Genomic DNA, 16,996 nt, shown 5'->3' on the forward strand with positions numbered 1-16,996 from the left:
AGGTATGCCCTGAGCAGGCAAGCCCCCAGCATCAGGCGGTGGTTTGCGGTTCGCGCGCCCGGAAGGCCGTGGCGCACGCTTCGCAGATCGCCGCCGTGATGCTCTGGCGTGCGTGCTCGCGCCGTTCCAGCATGCCGATGGCCCGCGAAAGCGGGCCTAAGTCTTGGGGCAGCGTCAGAATCCGAAGTTCGGGGCTGTGTTGCCAGTTGGACCCGTTGATCAGCGGCAACAGGGTCACGCCGACCTCTTGGCGCACCAGCTCCACCAGCGTCTCGATGGCGTTGAGTTCCAGGAATTCGTTCAGCGGCACCGCCAGGCGCCGCAGCAGGCGGTCAATCTGCAAGCCCGTGCGTTGCGTGCGGTCAAAGCGCAGGAAGGGGTTGTTCGCCAGCACCTGGCGGGCGTCCTTGCCCGTGGCGGATGCCGGCGCAATCACCACCAGCTGCTCTTCATATAGGGGAGTCCAGCGCGTGCTGGCCATCTTGCGGCCGGCTTCGACCAGAAAGGCCGCGTCCAGCTCGCCGTCTTCGACCTTGCCGGCCAGCTCGCTTGCCTTGCCCGACAGGATGCGCACGTCCAGCTTGGGGTGGGCCTTCTTCAAGCCCGACACCACCTTGGACAGCGTGCCCATGCACGACACGATGCTGCCCACCGAGACCGACCCGGCCAGTTCGCCCGGCACCGTGCGCGGCAGGCGCATTCGGTCGTATAAATCCAGTAAATGCTTGATTTCAGGTAGCAATTCCCGGCCGGCTGCGTTAAGAATGGCAAGCCGGCCGCTACGGTCGAAGAGTTCGCGCCCCAGCTCCGCTTCCAGCGAGCGCATTTGAAAGCTGACGGCAGCTTGAGTCAGCGCCACTTGCTCGGCCGCTTCGGAAAAAGAGCCATGGTGGGCAACCGCCAGAAACGTGCGCAAAAACCGGATGGTGCTCATAGCGATGACCCATAAAAATTTCTTTTATGACGGAACAAAAAATCAAATTGATTTAATTAGATCACGAGAGTACCTTCGCCTGCTTAACCCGATTTGACCCGTTCAGACCTGTTTAGAGACAAGCCACATGAAATCCTTCGACTGGGGCAACCCGTATCCTTCCGTTCGCATCCCGCTGTTTGCGCGCAACGTGGTGTCCACGTCGCATCCGCTGGCAGCCCAAGCCGGGTTGCGCATGCTGCTCAAGGGCGGCAACGCCGTGGACGCCGCCATTGCGGCCGCCGCCACGATCGTGCTGGTTGAACCGGTCTCCTGCGGCTTGGGCGGCGACTGCTTCGCCATCGTCTGGGACGGCAAGGAACTGCATGGTTTGAACTCGTCGGGCGTGGCTCCGGCGGCCTGGAACACCGCGTACTTCAAGGCGAAGTACGGCACAGGCCCCGACGGCCTGGCCATTCAGCCCAAGCGCGGCTGGGACGCCGTGACGGTGCCGGGCGTGGTGGCCGGATGGGCTGCATTGCATGAAAAGCTGGGCAAGCTGCCGTTCGAACAACTGTTCGAACCCGCCATCGAAATCGCCGAGCGCGGCTACGCCGTGCCGCCGGTCGTGGCGCACAAGTGGGGCGCCGCCGCCGAAGAACTGAAGTCGCAGCCGGGCTACGCCCAGGCGTTCATGCCGGAAGGCCGCGCGCCCAAGGTTGGCGAACACTTCCGTTTCCCGGATGCCGCCAACACGCTGCGCCGCATCGCAGAATCCAAGGGCCGCGACTTCTATGAAGGCGAGCTGGCTGAACGCATCGCCGCCTTCAGCAAGGAATGCGGCGGCGCGATGACGCTGGAAGATCTGCGCAATTACCGTCCGGAATGGGTCAAGCCGATTTCCAAGTCGTACCGCGGCTACGAACTGCACGAGATCCCGCCGAACGGGCAGGGCATTGCCGCGCTGATCGCGCTGGGCATCGTCGAACGCTTTGACATGTCTGACATCCCGGTGGATTCGGTGCAGTCGCAGCACATCCAGATCGAAGCCATGAAGCTGGCGTTTGCTGACCTGTACAAGTACGTGGCCGACCCGCGCGCCATGCMGGTGACGCCCGAGCAGATGCTGTCGGACGCCTACCTGGACAGCCGCGCCAAGCTGATCCGCCTGGATCAGGCCACGCACTTCGAAGCGGGCCGCCCGCATGCCGGCGGCACCATCTACCTGACCGCCGCCGACGAAAACGGCATGATGATCTCGTTCATCCAGTCCAACTACATGGGCTTTGGGTCGGGCGTGGTGGTGCCGGGCACCGGCATCAGCATGCAGAACCGTGGCGTGGGTTTCTCGATGGACCCCAAGTCGGCCAACGTGGTCGAAGGCGGCAAGCGCCCGTTCCACACGATCATCCCGGGCTTCCTGACGCGCGGCGGCAAGCCGGTCATGAGCTTTGGCGTGATGGGTGGCGACATGCAGCCGCAAGGCCACATGCAGACCGTTGTGCGCATGATCGACTACCACCAGAACCCGCAGGCCGCSTGCTGCGCSCCGCGCTGGAAGGTCAACCGSGAYTTCACGCTGGACATCGAAACCAATATGAAGGCGTCCACCATTGCAGGCTTGAAAGACCTCGGGCATGCTTTGAAGTCTGTTGACGATCCGTACATGGACTTTGGCGCGGGCCAGTTCATCTGGCGCATGTCGGAAAGCGACAACGAGCTGGGTTACGTCGCCGCCAGCGACAGCCGCCGCGACGGCCAGGCCGTCGGCTTCTAAGACGGCCATCCACATTCAAGCATCGCAAGCAACAAGGGGAAATAACACAATGAAACGCTTGACCTTGACCTTCGGCGCCAGCCTGCTGGCGCTGGCTGCGGGCGCCGCGTGCGCCCAGAACATCCGGATCGGCCTGCAGGAAGATCCCGACGTTCTGGACCCGCATCGCGCCCGCACCTACGTGGGCCGCATCGTGTTCACGTCGCTGTGCGACAAGCTGGTGGACATTGATCCCAAGCTGCATTTCGTGCCGCAGCTGGCCACGTCGTGGTCGTTCAGCCCTGATAACAAGGTGCTGACGTTCAAGCTGCGCGAAGACGCGCTGTTCCATGACGGCGCGAAGTTCGACGCCGCCGCGGCCAAAGCCAACCTGGAACGCGCGATGACGCTGCCGGACAGCCTGCGCAAGGGCGAACTGGCCTCGGTTGAAAAAGTGGACGCGCCGGACGCCACGACCCTGGTGCTGACGCTGAAAAAGCCCGACGCCACCTTGCTGGCCCAGCTGTCTGACCGCGCCGGCATGATGCTGTCGCCCAAGACCTTCGCCGACGCAGACGTGGCCTCGGTGGGCCGCAAGCCCGTGTGCTCGGGCCCCTACAAGTTCGTTGAACGCATCCAGAACGACCGCATCGTGCTGGAAAAATTCGACCAGTACTACGACGCCAAAGACTACGCGTTCAAGCGCGTCACCTTCCTGCCCATTCCCGACACCACGGTTCGCTTGTCGAACCTGCGCGCCGGCGATCTGGACTTGCTGGAACGCCTGAATCCGTCCGACGCGCCGCAAGTGAAGACCGACGCCAGCCTGACGTTTGCGCCGGTGGCCGGCCTGGGCTTCCAGCAGTTCATGTTCAACGTGGCCAACGGCAAGCGCGCCGAAGACAACCCGTTCAAGAACAAGCTGGTGCGCCAGGCGTTCCAATACGCCATCGACCGCAACGCCATCAACGAAGTGGCAGGCGGCGGCATTTTCGAACCGGCCCAACAGCCGTTCCCGCCGGCAAGCCCCTATCACAGCGACAAATTCCCCGTCACCAAGCGTGACGTGGCCAAGTCCAAGGCCTTGCTGAAAGAAGCGGGCCTGGACCGCGTGAAGGCGGAGCTGGTATTCGGTAACAACACCACGACCTCGTCAGTGGCTGAAATCGTTCAGGCGATGGCGTCCGAGGCGGGCTTTGACCTGTCCTTGCGCCCCACGGAATACGCGGCCCTGCAAAAGGAATCGTCGGGCGGCAACTTCCAGGTCGTGATGCTGGGCTGGTCTGGCCGCGTGGACCCGGATGGCAACATCCATTCGTTCGTGACCTGCAAGGGCGCGCTGAACGATGGCCACTACTGCAATCCGGAAGTGGACAAGCTGCTGAACGAGGCCCGCACGGTTACGGATGAAGCCAAGCGCAAAGCGATTTACGAGCAGGCGCAGACCATCATCCAGGACGAACTGCCGGGCGTGTACAACTACTACCAGCCGTGGCCGTTTGCGATGGGCAAGAAGGTCAAGGGCTTTACGCCGTATCCTGATGGCATGATCCGCCTGAAGGGTGTGACGTTCGCGCAAAAGTAATGACGACGCGCGGCGCGCCTTTTGGGGCGCTGCGCACATGGGATGCGGCGACGCATCCCATGGTTCTTTGCGGCGGCCGCGCGCCAGGTGTTGTTGGCCTGACGCCGTCCGCCGTTCCTGTTCTACGGTTTTTCCCACATGCTTAAACTAATCTTGCGCCGCGTGATCGTCGCGATACCGACACTGATACTGGTGTCGATGATCGTGTTCATGCTGCAGAAAATCCTGCCCGGTGATCCGGTGCTGACCTTGGCCGGCGAAGAGCGCGACCCGGCCGTCCTGGATTACCTGCGCGACAAATACCGCCTGAACGATCCGCTGCCGATGCAATACGCGGCCTGGGCCGGCCAGGTGCTGCAAGGCGATCTGGGCAAGTCCCTGCGCACCGACGTGCCCGTCACGACGCTGATCGCGCAAAAGCTGCCCGTTACCCTGCAACTGGCCGCCATGGCCATGTTCTTCGCGCTCTTGATCGGCATCCCGATGGGGATCATCGCCGCGGTGCGCAAGGGCAAGCCCATTGAAATGGGCGCCAACATCGCGGCGCTATCCGGCATGTCCATCCCCAACTTCTGGCTGGGGATCATCCTGATCATGGTGGTATCCGTGCAGTGGAAGCTGCTGCCGGCGTCCGGTTATGTGTCGCCCGCGGAAGATTTCTGGCTGTCGATCAAGACCATGCTGATGCCGTCGCTGGTGCTGTCCACCGCGATTGCCGCCTACCTGATGCGTCACACGCGTTCGTCCATGCTGGAAGCGCTGTCGGCCGATTACGTGCGCACCGCGCGCGCCAAGGGCGTGTCGCCGCGCCAGGTCGTGCTGCGCCACGCGCTGCGCAATGCGCTGATGCCGATTGTGACGCTGGTGACCTTGCTGTTCGGTGAATTGCTGGCCGGCGCCGTGCTGACCGAACAGGTCTTCACGATTCCGGGCTTCGGCAAGCTGGTGGTGGACGCGGTGTTCACGCGCGATTACGCGGTGGTGCAGGGCGTGGTGCTCTGCGTGGCGGTGGGCTTCATTCTGATGAACCTGCTGGCCGACATTCTGTACATCCTGGTCAACCCCCGCCTGAGGCACTCATGAGCGCACTTCCTGCAACGGCCGCTGCCGTCACGCCGCCCCGCAGCCGCAATCGCGCCTGGGGAAAATTCAAACGCAATCACATCGCGATGCTGGGTCTGGCCATCGTCGCGTTCTTCGTCCTGTTGGCCGTGCTGGCGCCTTTCATCGCCAACCACGACCCCTTGCAGACCAGCTTCACCACCATCCGCAAGGCGCCGTCGGCGTCGTACTGGCTGGGCACCGATGAGCTGGGCCGCGACATTTTCAGCCGCATGGTCTATGGCGCCCGCGCGTCGTTGATGGCGGGCCTGGTGTCGGTGCTGATCGCGCTGGTGGTCGGTGTGCCGTTCGGGCTTGCCGCCGGTTATTTCGGCGGCTGGACGGACAGCATCATCTCGCGCGCCACGGAAGCGCTGCTGGCCATTCCGTTCCTGATCCTGGCCATCGCGCTGGCCGCCTTCCTGGGGCCGAGCCTGACCAACGCGATGATCGCCATCGGCGTATCGGCCGCGCCCAAGTTCGTGCGTTTGACGCGCGGGCAGGTGCTGGCGGTGAAGAACGAAGACTATGTGCAGAGCGCACGCGCGTTGGGCGCATCTGACCTGCGCATCATCGGCCGGCACGTGTTCCCCAACGTGATGCCGCCGCTGATCGTGCAAGCCACGATCACCATCGCCACGGCCATCATCGCCGAGGCCAGCCTGTCGTTTCTGGGCCTGGGGCTGCAACCGCCGACCCCGTCGTGGGGCTCGATGCTGAACACGGCCAAGAACTTCATGACCCAGGCGCCCTGGATGTCGATCTTCCCCGGGTCGGCCATTTTCCTGGTGGTGCTGGGCTTCAATCTGCTGGGCGACGGCCTGCGCGATGCGCTTGATCCGCGTCAGGAAAAGTAATCACTATGGCAACCATGGACCCTAAACGCGTCGTTCAGGTCAGTGACCTGACCGTGCGCTTCAAGACCCCCGACCGCACGGTGGAAGCCGTGCGCAATGTGTCGTTCCACGTTGACCGTGGCGAAACGCTGGCGATTGTCGGCGAGTCCGGTTCGGGTAAGTCGGTAACGTCGCTGGCGCTGATGCGCCTGGTGGAATACGGCGGCGGCAAGATCGTCAATGGCGATATGTTCCTGCGCCGCCGCAATGGCGAGGTGCTGGACTTGGCCCATGCCCCCGACACCACGCTGCAACGCGTGCGCGGGGCGGACGTGGCGATGATTTTCCAAGAGCCGATGACCTCTCTGAACCCGAGCTTCACGGCCGGCAACCAGATCGCCGAAGCCCTGCAATTGCACCAGGGCCTGGACGCGGCAGCCGCGCGCGCCGAGACGCTGCGCATGCTGGAACGCGTGCGCATCCCTGAGGCCCGCGCCATTCTGGACCGCTATCCGCACCAGTTGTCGGGCGGCATGCGCCAGCGCGTGATGATCGCGATGGCGTTGTCCTGCAAGCCTCAACTGCTGATCGCCGACGAACCGACGACGGCGCTGGACGTCACCATCCAGGCCCAGATCCTGCAACTGATTCGTCAGCTGCAAGAAGAAATGGACATGGGCGTGATTTTCATCACGCACGATATGGGCGTGGTGGCTGAAGTGGCTGACCGCGTGCTGGTGATGTATCGCGGCGACAAGGTGGAAGAGGGCGGTTCGGACGAGATCTTCGCGCGTCCGCAGCATGCCTATACGCGAGCGCTGTTGTCGGCGGTGCCGCGCCTGGGCGCGATGCATGGCACGGATGAACCCGCGCCGTTCCCGCTCTTGAAGGTGGAAGAGGCCGCGCATGTGGCGGACCCGGCCGCGTTGGTGGATGCCCCGGTGGCGGCGCCGTCAACCGTGCGCCGCGAGAACGGCCCGGTGCTGAAGGTGCGCGACCTGACGACCAGTTTCGACATCACCGGCGGCATTCTGGGCCGGGTGCAGAAGCGCGTGCACGCGGTGGAGAAGGTCAGCTTCGATCTGTATCCCGGCGAGACGCTGTCGCTGGTGGGCGAGTCCGGTTGCGGCAAGACGACGACGGGCCGTTCGCTGTTGCAGCTGGTGAAGAGCAAGAGCGGCACGATTGAGTTCGACGGCAAGAATATCGGCGCGTTGCGCGGCAGCGCGATGCAGACGTTGCGCCAGCACATCCAGTTCATTTTCCAGGACCCGTTCGCGTCGCTGGACCCGCGGATGACGGTGGGCTATTCCATCATGGAGCCGCTGCTGATCCATAACGTGGCGCGCGGCAAGGCGGCGCAGGATCGCGTGCGCTGGCTGATGGACAAGTGCGGGCTGCTGCCCGAGATGATCGACCGCTATCCGCATGAGTTTTCGGGGGGTCAACGTCAACGCATCTGCATTGCGCGGGCGTTGGCGTTGAATCCGAAGGTGGTGATTGCGGACGAGTCGGTGTCGGCGCTGGACGTGTCGATTCAGGCGCAGATCGTGAATTTGCTGCTGGATTTGCAGCGGGAATTGGGGGTGTCGTTCCTGTTCATCTCGCATGACATGGCGGTGGTGGAACGGGTGAGCCACCGGGTGGCGGTGATGTATCTGGGGCAGATCGTGGAAATCGGCCCGCGCCGGGCGATCTTCGAAAATCCGCAGCATCCGTATACGAAGAAGCTGATGGCTGCGGTGCCGATCGCTGATCCCCAGCGGCGGCATCGGGAGCGGTCATTGCTGGTGGATGAGATTCCTAGCCCGATGAGGAAGCTGGGGGATGATCCGCTGGTGGAGCCGTTGGTGGCCGTGGGAGAAGGGCATTTTGTCGCCCGACATTCGGTGGGGGTTTATTGAGGCTGGTTTTTTTGGGGTTGGCGTTTTAGGGGCCGTTGTGGGTTCTTGAGACGGGTGTGGCGTCTTGGGGGCTGTTGTGGGATCTTGACGCGTGCGTGTGGGGCTGTTGTGGGTTCTTGACACGCGTGTGGCGTCGGGGCGGGGGTGAGCGGGGCTCAACGATTGCGGTCCGGAGCCTTCGCTCCGGACTGCCCCCTCGTCATCTTCGTTGTTGCCTGCGGCAACTGCCTTCAGATTCCCTCGGGCGCATCGACTCGCCCCGCTCACCCCCGCCCCGACGCCACACGCTGCAATAGCGGCCAGTGACGGGCGCTGGGGAGGGCGGTTTGCTTGGCATTTTTGCCTCGGGTTTTAGTGGGGTGGAAGATCTTGCGGGGCCGCCAAAGCCGGCCGCGCGGGCGGCCTTTTTTGGCGTTTGGGTGGTGGGGCGTCGTGGCGGTGTTGGATTGGAGGCTGGCGTCAGGGCTTGGGCGATCAGTATGCTAAGTCACTTGCACGGCTGGCCACACTTCATCCGTTCTACAAATGATCTCCATGATTTGAGCCGGCTGCTGTCGGTGGTATCACCGCCTTTGCAAGGCCAGCTTTAATCCAAACGCGATGAAGACCGCGCCTGTCATGCGGTCCAGGCCGCGGGTGACTGCGGGCTTTGACAGCCATTTTGCTAGCGGGCGCGTTGCGGCGACTAGCAATGCGAACCAGAGTACGCCCAGCAGCGCGTGGATCGCGGCGAGCAGCAGGCTGAAAGTCAGCACGTTGGTGCCGGCTGGAATGAATTGGGGCAGGAAGGTGATGTAGAAAATGCCCACCTTCGGATTCAACGCGTTGGTCAGGCAGCCTCGCAAGAACCAGCCGGTGGCGCTGGTAGTGGAGGGTATCGCGATGGGTTCGGCGGGCTGCAACGGCGTCGTCTTTTTGCCCGGCAATGTGCGCCACAGCAATTTCGCACCCAGATAAAACAAGTACGCGGCCGCACAAATCCGCAGAGTGTCATAGGCCAACGTCGACACCGCCAGCAACGACCCCAAGCCAAAAGCGGCAATAGCCCCCCAGATCAGGCACCCGGCACAAACGCCCAAGCCCGCCATCAGCGCACGGCGTCCGCCTTCGACTGCGGCGGTTCGCAGTACCAGCGCGGTATCCAGCCCCGGCGTAATCATGAGGATGGTGGCAGCCAACGTAAAGGCGAGCAACGCAGCGGTAGCGGTCATAAAAAAGGGCAAGATCGACGCGAACCAAAAAGTGTACGCCGCAATTCGTCACTTGAACCCCAGTGCCGGATGGGCGGCGCGCGCGAGAAAGTCACCACAAGAAATCAGCCGCTATCGCGCGCCGCCCATCTCTACCATCCCCCACGAAGGCGGCCCCCTAAACGAACCGCTCTCCGCACGCGCGCAAGCGTCCTTCGTCAACGTCCCACAACCGCGTATGCCGATTGCCGCCGCCCGGGCGGCAGCAATTCGGCGGGCCCCGCACGCCTCGTCCCTGACCACGGCTCTAACAGCGCATCAAACCAAGACATCGCCAGCCCGTTGCCGTGGCCGTCATGGCTGCGAGCAACCTCGATGCGCCCGAGGGAATCTGAAGGCAGTTGCCGCAGGCAACAACGAAGATGACGAGGGGGGCGTCCGGAGCGAAGGCTCCGGACCGCAATCGTGGGCGCGAGCAGCCATGACGGCCACGGCAACGGGCGACCTACGAAGTGCCCCCCGAACGCCGTTCCCACGAAGCGCCTCTAGAGCGCCGTTCCTACGAATCACCTCTTGAGCACAGTTCCTACGAAGCACCTCCCAAGCAACCGCCCCTACGAAGCCTCCCAGGCAGCCTCCACAAAGCCCCCAACGGTCATCAAGCGTTATCATTGCGCCCTTCAAGCAATTAGCAAGACTTCACGGATTACCGCCATGGCCCTGCGCGCCACCATCTACAAGGCCGAACTCAACGTCGCCGATACCGACCGTCATTACTACGGCAGCCACTCGCTGACCGTCGCCCGTCATCCGTCGGAAACCGACGAACGCATGATGGTGCGCCTGGTCGCTTTCGCCCTGCATGCGCAGGAAGAATTGGCGTTCACCAAAGGCTTGAGCGACACCGATGAGCCGGACTTGTGGGTCAAGGATCTGACCGGCGCCGTCAAGCTGTGGATCGAAGTGGGCCAGCCTGAAGAGCGCCGCATCTTGCGCGCCTGCGGCCGCGCTGATGAAGTCATCGTGTATTGCTACGGCGGCTCGGCCAGCAAGATCTGGTGGGATGGCGTGCGTAACAAGCTCGAGCGCACCCGCAACTTGAAGGTCATCAACCTGCCGTCGGACCAGAGCAAGGCGCTGGCCAAACTGGCCGAACGCACCATGCAGCTGAACGCCAATATCTCGGACGGCATCGTTTACTTCTCGGCCGAGAAGGGCGAAGTCAGCGTCGAGCCAGAGGTCTGGCGCTAAGCCGTCAGGCGTGGCTCGTCGACCCGGAAGTCTGGCGCTAGGCCGTAAACCGTTGCTCGTCGACCCGGAGGTCTGGCGCTAGGCCGTCAGCCGTTGCTCGTCGAGCCAGAGGTCTGGCGCTAAGTCATCAGACTTCCTGCGCCGCCCGCACGCCGGGCGGCGCACGTTACAAATCCCCCTTAAAAATCGCTTGCGCGCCGGATTTCTGCGGGATTAATATGACGATCATCATATTTAGAAATCCCAAGGTCCCCATCATGGCTGGCCCGTCCTCCCGCAAAGAGCTCTCTCACGAACGTATCGTCGACGCCGCCGCGCGCGCGATCCGGCGCGAAGGGTATGCAGGTGTGGGTGTAGCGGACGTCATGAAGGAAGCCGGTCTGACTCACGGCGGGTTCTATGCGCACTTTCCGTCTCGCGAGGCCTTGTTGGCCGCCGCCATGGAGCGCGCCGGGCGCGACGGCGCCGCGCGCATGATGAAGAGAATGGCCGAACGGCAGGCCGAGGGCGCGAGCCCGTTGCGGGCGTGGGTGGAAACGTATTTGGGTGATGCGCATTTGACGGGTTGCGAGAGTGGTTGCCCGGTGTCGGCGCTGGCATCCGAGATTCCGCGTCAATCGGCCGAAGTCCGCGAAGTGTCGGCGTTGCGCGTGCGGCGCTTGCTGGATGCGCTGCGGCAGGTGCTGCCGCCCACCGCTGGCGAGCATGCCGCGGTGGCGGTGACGAGCACGTTGGTGGGCGCGTTGCAGTTGGCCCGGGCGCTCGGGGATAACGACGAGGGGCGCGCCGTGTTGGCCTCTGCCCGCCAAGCCATCCTGGAACAGTACGACCACAAGGACGCCGCGCTGTCCGCCTGAATACTTACCGATTTTTCCAAGGCCGCAGTGCGCGGCCTTTTTACCCAACCTAAATATGATGATCATCATATTTTGATCGCGCAGTCCCACTTGTTCTAAGGAACTCATCATGGATTTGAAGAATGCAGTCGTTTTGATTACCGGCGCCAACCGCGGATTGGGGCTGGCATTCGCCCGCGAGGCGTTGGCCCGTGGCGCCCGCAAGGTGTATGCCGGCGCGCGTGATCCGTCCACCGTCACCTTGCCTGGCGTGGAAGCCATCAAGCTGGACGTGACGAATGCCGCTGATGTGGCGGCCGCCGCCAAGCATGCGTCGGACGTGACGCTCGTGATCAACAACGCTGGTATCGCGGCAACAGGCGGCTTTTTGGCGGAAGGCAGCATCGAATCGGTGCAACGGCATCTGGACACCAATCTGATCGGCTCCTTGCGTGTCGCACAGGCGTTTGCTCCCGTGCTGGCCGCAAATGGCGGCGGTGCGCTGCTGAACGTGCTGTCGATCGCCAGCTGGATCAATGGGCCGTTGCTAGGCGTGTACGCGATGAGCAAATCCGCGGCCTGGGGCATGACGAACGGCCTGCGCAACGAGCTGCGTGCGCAGAAGACGCAGGTGCTGGGGCTGCATATGGGCTTTGTGGATACGGATCTGACCAAGGGGCTGGATGGCCCGAAGTCCACGCCCGAAGCCATCGTTGCCCAGGCGTTTGACGGTTTGGAGGCGGGCGCGGAGGAAGTGCTGGCCGATGATCGGACGCGTCTGGTGAAGCAGGGCTTGTCCGCCGAGCCGGCGGTGTATCTGAAGGCGCTGGGATAAGACGGCCATGCACGCTACCGCTCGTTCCTCTGCGCCTCCCGCAGGTTCGCTTGCCGCAGCATCGGCTGCCGCAGCATCGGTTGCCGCAGGATCGCCTGCCGCAGCTTCGCCTGCCGCCGCTCCGGCCGCCACCTCTCCCTGGCCGATCTTTTGGGTCGCCAGCATCGCCGTGTTCCTGGTGTCGCTCGACAGCACCATGCTGTACGCCGCGTTCGGCGCGCTGCGGGCCGGGTTTCCCGAGGCGTCGGCGGCGGATATGTCGTGGGTGCTAAACGCCTACACGGTCGTCTTCGCCGCCATGTTGATTCCGTCGGGCGGGTTGGCTGACACGCACGGCCGCAAACGCATGTTCATGGTGGGCGTGGTGCTGTTCCTGGCGGCGTCCGCGGCGTGTGGGCTGGCGGGCAGCGTGGGGTGGCTGATTGCCGCACGCGTGGCGCAGGCCGTGGGAGCGGCTTTGCTGACGCCGGCGTCATTGTCGATTGTGCTGGCCGCGTTTCCGACCTCGCAGCGCGCGGTGGCGGTCAGCTTGTGGGGCGCCGTGGGCGGATTGGCGGCGGCTGTGGGTCCCAGCTTGGGCGCGTTCGTCGTTGACTGGGCCGGTTGGCCGTGGGCGTTCTACATCAACCTGCCGCTGGGCGCGTTGTCGCTGTGGTACGGCGCTGGGCTGCTCAAGGAATCGGTGAAGCCGGAAGCGCGGCGGCGTGTGGATGGCGTGGGCATGGCCTTGCTGATGGTGGCGGTGGGCGCGCTGGCGTTGGCGATTGTGCAGTCGGAATCACCCACCTGGACACGCCTGGAGCTGGGTGTGGTGGCGGCGGTGGGCGTGGTGTCGCTGGGCGCGTTTGTGGCCTGGGCGCGGGCCACGCCGCATCCGCTGGTGGATCTGGCGCTGTTCAAGCACCGTACGTATCGCTATGTGAACCTGGCCACGCTGAGTTTTGGCATCGCGTTTGCGATGATGTTCTTCGCGTTCTTTTTCTACATGACGGGCGTGTGGCATTACAGCCTGCCGCGCGCCGGGCTGGCCGTGACGCCGGGGCCGCTGCTGGTGATGCCCACCGCGATTCTGACCGGGCGATTGGCGGCGCGCATGGGCCATCGGCCGTTCCTGGTGGGCGGTGCGCTGATCTATGCGGCAAGCGGCCTGTGGTTCTTGCTGGTGCCGGGCGAGCAGCCCGCGTACTTGACGCAATGGCTGCCGGGCTTGCTGCTTAGCGGGATTGGTGTGGGCATGGTGCTGCCGTCGTTGTCGGGCGCGGCGGTCAGCAAGCTGCCGCCCCAGCACTACGCGGTGGGCAGCGCGGTCAATCAGGCCACGCGCCAGATCGGCGGGGTGATGGGGGTGGCGATCACGGTGCTGTTGTTGGGGCACGGCGCGGTCAGCCACGCGGCATTCTCACCGCTGTATGTGGGGCATGTTGCCCTGGCTTTGGTGACGGCGCTGCTGTGCCTGGCGGTGGACACGCGGCCGGGGAAGGGGTGACGGCCCCTGTGCCGTGATCCCTTGCTGTCCTTAGCCTGCGGTTTGAAACTTCAGAAAACGTTGGCCTTCGTAGGCCAACTCACCCACCAATTGGAAGCCCAGCCTGGCAAGACCTCTAAGCCGTGTCCGGCTGGGCGGCAGCAGGATGCTGACCGGCCCGATGCCCAGCGCATGGCGGCGGGCCATGAAGTGGCGAAAGATCATCGCACCGTGCCCCCAGTACGTCGGCAGCAGAACCAATGCAAGGTCGGCCTCGTCGCCTTCCTTTTGAAAACCGCCCCAGCCAGCAAAGCTGCCATCAATCCGTAGTGCCCAGGGGCCATACCCGTTCGCGAGCCACTGGGCGTCTTTGCCCTTGGCCCAATCCGCGACGGCTTTTTCGGTCCACTCGCCGGTGGAAAGCGGCATGTGCCGGATCACGTCGGGGTGGTTGAGCAGGCCAATCCAGTCCTCGGTCGGGATCTCGGCAAAGGCGTGCAGCGAGAGCGTCATGCTTCGTCCCTTTGATCGTTCTGGTTCGACGCTTGATGCCGCCTGATGGCGTCGGCCCGGGATGGCGGTCAGCTCGCGCAGGCGTCCGCCGCGGTGTTGGCGGGGTCGCTGCAAGCCTTCCATTTTTCGGGCGGCATGGCGGGCACCAACAGGATGCGCGTCGCCGGGTCTGGATAGAAATAGACGCGCCAGGGGTGATCTCCCATCGTCTTCCAAACCTGTTGCTGCTGCGCGGGCGTCAAGACCGCCACGTTCTGCGTACTGTCGGCGCCCTGAGCCAGCACGATCTGCGTCTCGGGGTCCCAAGACATCATGTCGTCATCCATCGGCACATCGTCCTTGATCCGGACGATGCGCCATGGGTTTTCAGGCACCTCGAGCGGCAGGGCGGCCAGCGTTTTCTGTTCCAAAGGGTAAACGCGTTCGCGCGGTTTGACGAGCGGGTCCGCGTACGCCAAGGGCGTTTGGTCGGCGCCCGGCACAAAGTAGTTGGTGGCCAGGCGCACGTAACGCGGCCCCGGTTTGCCTTGCGCATCCAACAGCTGAACCGACACCGGCTGCCCCGGCGACACCAGATCGATTACCCGCAGTAAGCGCCCCGAGTCGTCGCGCACAAAGTGGCGGCGGGCGCCGGCGCCTTCCGTGTCGCCGCAACCATCATCAATGAACGTAGCCAGCTGGCCTTGCGCGTCGCGTTGCAGGCAGGCGCTGCGAGTGGCGTAGTAGGGCTGTGGGTTGGACGGGCTGGACAGGGAATATTCGGTGTACGCGGTCAGCGCGCCCGAGGCGTTGTACGACAGCGTGTAGCCGCTTTCAAGCACGGCCTCGCCGCGCATCGAGCGGTAGCGTTCAACCCGGCAGAGCTGGCCTTCCGGGTCGAAATGCAGTTTGGTGGGGGCGGGGCGGGCGCGCTTGTCGCTGACCCGATACGCGGACCAGTCGACCTTGTCCATCCACGTGCGCGGCATCAGTTCGCCGTCGTCGAGCACGGCCAGCCGGGAATTTGTTGGGACGCGTTCGCCGCGCTTGCCCAGCAGCACGCGTTCGCCGTCCAGATCAACGGAGATCGATACGGCAGGCAAGGTCGACGCCACTGAAAAATCAGTATCCGCCGGGCCGCAGGTGGCGTGCGCCGCCGAGGCGAACAGCAGCGGCGCGGCGGCCAGGGCAACGCGTAAGACACGCGGCGGCTTATGCATATTGCAGCGAGTCCATGAACTTCACCAGGTCCCAGAATTCCTTGGACACGCCGCCCAGGCGCAGCTTGCCCTGGGTGTCTTCGAACAGCAGAAAGGGGTAGGCGTTGCGCGCGTAGACGCCGTTGTCCGGCAGCCGGTAGGGCGTGAAGACTTCCGGATTATTGAAGTAGCGTTCCAGCCGCCCGCCGCCATCCACATGCATATAGCGCACGCGCAGCGTCTGAGATTTGTAGGTGGCGTGCGTGTCGGGATAGACGCCGCCGTCGCCCGCGACCACCGAGTCCGACAAGGCCGCCATGAACACGCGCGCGATACCCACGAAGTGAATCTCGCCGCTGGTGCTGCCGCCCTTGGCCTTCGCCAGTTCCTTCACCAGCTGCGTGGCGCGCGAACCCGGCACCAGCGTGTTGGCAAACATCGCATCCACATCCGCGCTGGCCGGATCGGGCAACTGGCGCAGCCTTTGGAAGTCTTGCCGGAAGGCTTCCAGCCATTGCTGATAGCGCTGGTTTTCCTGCTGACGATCAAAGGTTTGGGCGTGGCTTGTACCGGCGTGCAGCGCAATCAGCACGGTAAAGAGGACGGTGATGGCCAGCAGCCAGATGCGCCGGAGCCCCGCGGCGGACAACGGCATATTCTTGTAGGAGTGTGTGTGCATAGGGGAGCGATGATATCGCCCAAGATGATGCTGATTTGCGCGCGAACGTGACAGATTGTGATCGGCAAAAAGGGCTTAGTGTTTTCCCGATAGAACAGCCCGTCAGGGTGTTTGTTCCATTGACGGTACATTAGGACACCCCTAGAGTTCCCGGCATGGGAACCTCACTACCTTTGCCGAAGTACCACCAGATCTACCTCGTGCTGCGCGAGCAGTTGCAGGAAGGGCGATTCGATCAGGATGGGCTGCCTGGCGAGCACGCGCTGGCCGATCAGTTCGACGTGGCCCGCATCACCATCCGCAAGGCGATGGAGATGCTGGTGGCCGACGGCCTGGTGTCGCGCCGCCCCGGGTTGGGGACGTGGCCGTTGCGCGGGGCGTCCGCCGCCCACACCGCGCCCGCCGCCAATGCGCCACAGAAGGCGCACCTGACCGGGCTGCTTGAGAACATCGTCAACATGGGGCTGCGCACCTCGGTGCAGGTGCTGGACAGCACGCTGGTGTTTGCGCCGCCAACCGTCGCCGAGTCGCTGCGCATCCCGCCTGGCACACCCGTGCACAAGAGCCTGCGCGTGCGCAGCACCGAGGCCGGGCCGCTATCCCATATCACCACGTACGTGCCGCAAGCCGTGGCAGATTTCACGCGCGAAGACCTGGAACGCGAACCCTTGCTGATGCTGCTTGAGGCGGCCGGCGTGGAATTTGGCGGCGCCACGCAGACGATATCTGCGCGGCTGGCCGATGCGCAGGTGGCGCGCCATCTGGATGTGTCAGTGGGCTCGGCGCTGCTGGCCGTTACCCGCGTCGTGCGCGACGTGAACGACCGTCCTGTTCAGCTATTGCAGGGCCTGTACCGGCCCGACCGTTATCAATACCAATTGCAGCTGTCGCGCGTCGGCAGCATCGACGCCAAGGTCTGGGTCAGCGAAGAGCTGTCGGCCCAATTTCATTGAA

Annotated in this window: 15 protein-coding genes; 10 read left to right on the plus strand and 5 right to left on the minus strand. The window is 63.9% G+C overall.

The genetic code is table 11. The features are described from left to right. Window positions 1–31: 31 nt before the first annotated feature. A complete protein-coding gene (locus AC1DSJ_RS07680) occupies window positions 32–934 on the minus strand; it encodes a LysR family transcriptional regulator (protein WP_054426085.1) in 903 nt (300 codons plus the stop codon). Window positions 935–1,061: 127 nt separating this feature from the next. On the opposite strand from AC1DSJ_RS07680, the gene ggt reads away from it, so the two are divergent. From ggt to AC1DSJ_RS07705, 5 genes are all read left to right on the plus strand, one after another. After that, entirely contained in the window at window positions 1,062–2,690 is a 1,629-nt protein-coding gene (gene ggt / locus AC1DSJ_RS07685; RefSeq protein ID WP_476760291.1) for a gamma-glutamyltransferase, read from the plus strand. Between the two features lie 49 nt (window positions 2,691–2,739). After that, complete coding sequence (locus tag AC1DSJ_RS07690; RefSeq protein ID WP_175169998.1) at window positions 2,740–4,254, plus strand: ABC transporter substrate-binding protein; 1,515 nt, start codon at window positions 2,740–2,742, stop codon at window positions 4,252–4,254. Between the two features lie 138 nt (window positions 4,255–4,392). Further along, complete coding sequence (locus tag AC1DSJ_RS07695) at window positions 4,393–5,337, plus strand: ABC transporter permease (protein WP_054426079.1); 945 nt, start codon at window positions 4,393–4,395, stop codon at window positions 5,335–5,337. Further along, on the plus strand, window positions 5,334–6,212 hold the full coding sequence (gene nikC / locus AC1DSJ_RS07700; protein WP_054426077.1) for a nickel transporter permease: 879 nt from the start codon (window positions 5,334–5,336) through the stop codon (window positions 6,210–6,212). The genes AC1DSJ_RS07695 and nikC overlap by 4 nt, the downstream gene beginning before the upstream one ends. Before the next feature lie 14 nt (window positions 6,213–6,226). After that, window positions 6,227–8,095, plus strand: a complete 1,869-nt coding sequence (locus AC1DSJ_RS07705; RefSeq protein WP_342067437.1) for a dipeptide ABC transporter ATP-binding protein — start codon at window positions 6,227–6,229, stop codon at window positions 8,093–8,095. 563 nt (window positions 8,096–8,658) lie between these two features. Here AC1DSJ_RS07705 and AC1DSJ_RS07710 read toward each other — a convergent pair. Further along, complete coding sequence (locus tag AC1DSJ_RS07710) at window positions 8,659–9,306, minus strand: LysE family translocator (RefSeq protein ID WP_441371230.1); 648 nt, start codon at window positions 9,304–9,306, stop codon at window positions 8,659–8,661. A gap of 693 nt (window positions 9,307–9,999) precedes the next feature. On the opposite strand from AC1DSJ_RS07710, the gene AC1DSJ_RS07715 reads away from it, so the two are divergent. The 4 genes from AC1DSJ_RS07715 (at window position 10,000) to AC1DSJ_RS07730 (ending at window position 13,693) form a co-directional block, all read left to right on the plus strand. Beyond that, entirely contained in the window at window positions 10,000–10,536 is a 537-nt protein-coding gene (locus AC1DSJ_RS07715; protein ID WP_054426071.1) for a YaeQ family protein, read from the plus strand. 257 nt (window positions 10,537–10,793) lie between these two features. Further along, window positions 10,794–11,393 (plus strand): TetR/AcrR family transcriptional regulator, encoded by a 600-nt coding sequence (locus AC1DSJ_RS07720; RefSeq protein ID WP_342068039.1) that lies wholly within the window; start codon window positions 10,794–10,796, stop codon window positions 11,391–11,393. Window positions 11,394–11,502: 109 nt separating this feature from the next. After that, entirely contained in the window at window positions 11,503–12,207 is a 705-nt protein-coding gene (locus AC1DSJ_RS07725) for an SDR family oxidoreductase (protein WP_054426070.1), read from the plus strand. A gap of 7 nt (window positions 12,208–12,214) precedes the next feature. Then, a complete protein-coding gene (locus AC1DSJ_RS07730; RefSeq protein ID WP_441371231.1) occupies window positions 12,215–13,693 on the plus strand; it encodes an MFS transporter in 1,479 nt (492 codons plus the stop codon). 30 nt (window positions 13,694–13,723) lie between these two features. Here AC1DSJ_RS07730 and AC1DSJ_RS07735 read toward each other — a convergent pair whose 3' ends face one another. From AC1DSJ_RS07735 to AC1DSJ_RS07745, 3 genes are all read right to left on the minus strand, one after another. Further along, on the minus strand, window positions 13,724–14,185 hold the full coding sequence (locus AC1DSJ_RS07735; protein WP_346552072.1) for a GNAT family N-acetyltransferase: 462 nt from the start codon (window positions 14,183–14,185) through the stop codon (window positions 13,724–13,726). Between the two features lie 68 nt (window positions 14,186–14,253). Next, a complete protein-coding gene (locus tag AC1DSJ_RS07740; RefSeq protein ID WP_441371232.1) occupies window positions 14,254–15,384 on the minus strand; it encodes a hypothetical protein in 1,131 nt (376 codons plus the stop codon). Then, entirely contained in the window at window positions 15,377–16,042 is a 666-nt protein-coding gene (locus AC1DSJ_RS07745) for a hypothetical protein (protein WP_441371233.1), read from the minus strand. The genes AC1DSJ_RS07740 and AC1DSJ_RS07745 overlap by 8 nt, the downstream gene beginning before the upstream one ends. Before the next feature lie 155 nt (window positions 16,043–16,197). On the opposite strand from AC1DSJ_RS07745, the gene AC1DSJ_RS07750 reads away from it, so the two are divergent. Continuing rightward, window positions 16,198–16,995 (plus strand): GntR family transcriptional regulator, encoded by a 798-nt coding sequence (locus AC1DSJ_RS07750; RefSeq protein WP_054426061.1) that lies wholly within the window; start codon window positions 16,198–16,200, stop codon window positions 16,993–16,995. Window position 16,996 lies beyond the last annotated feature (1 nt).

This window comes from Achromobacter sp. 01N37 (assembly GCF_056399725.1).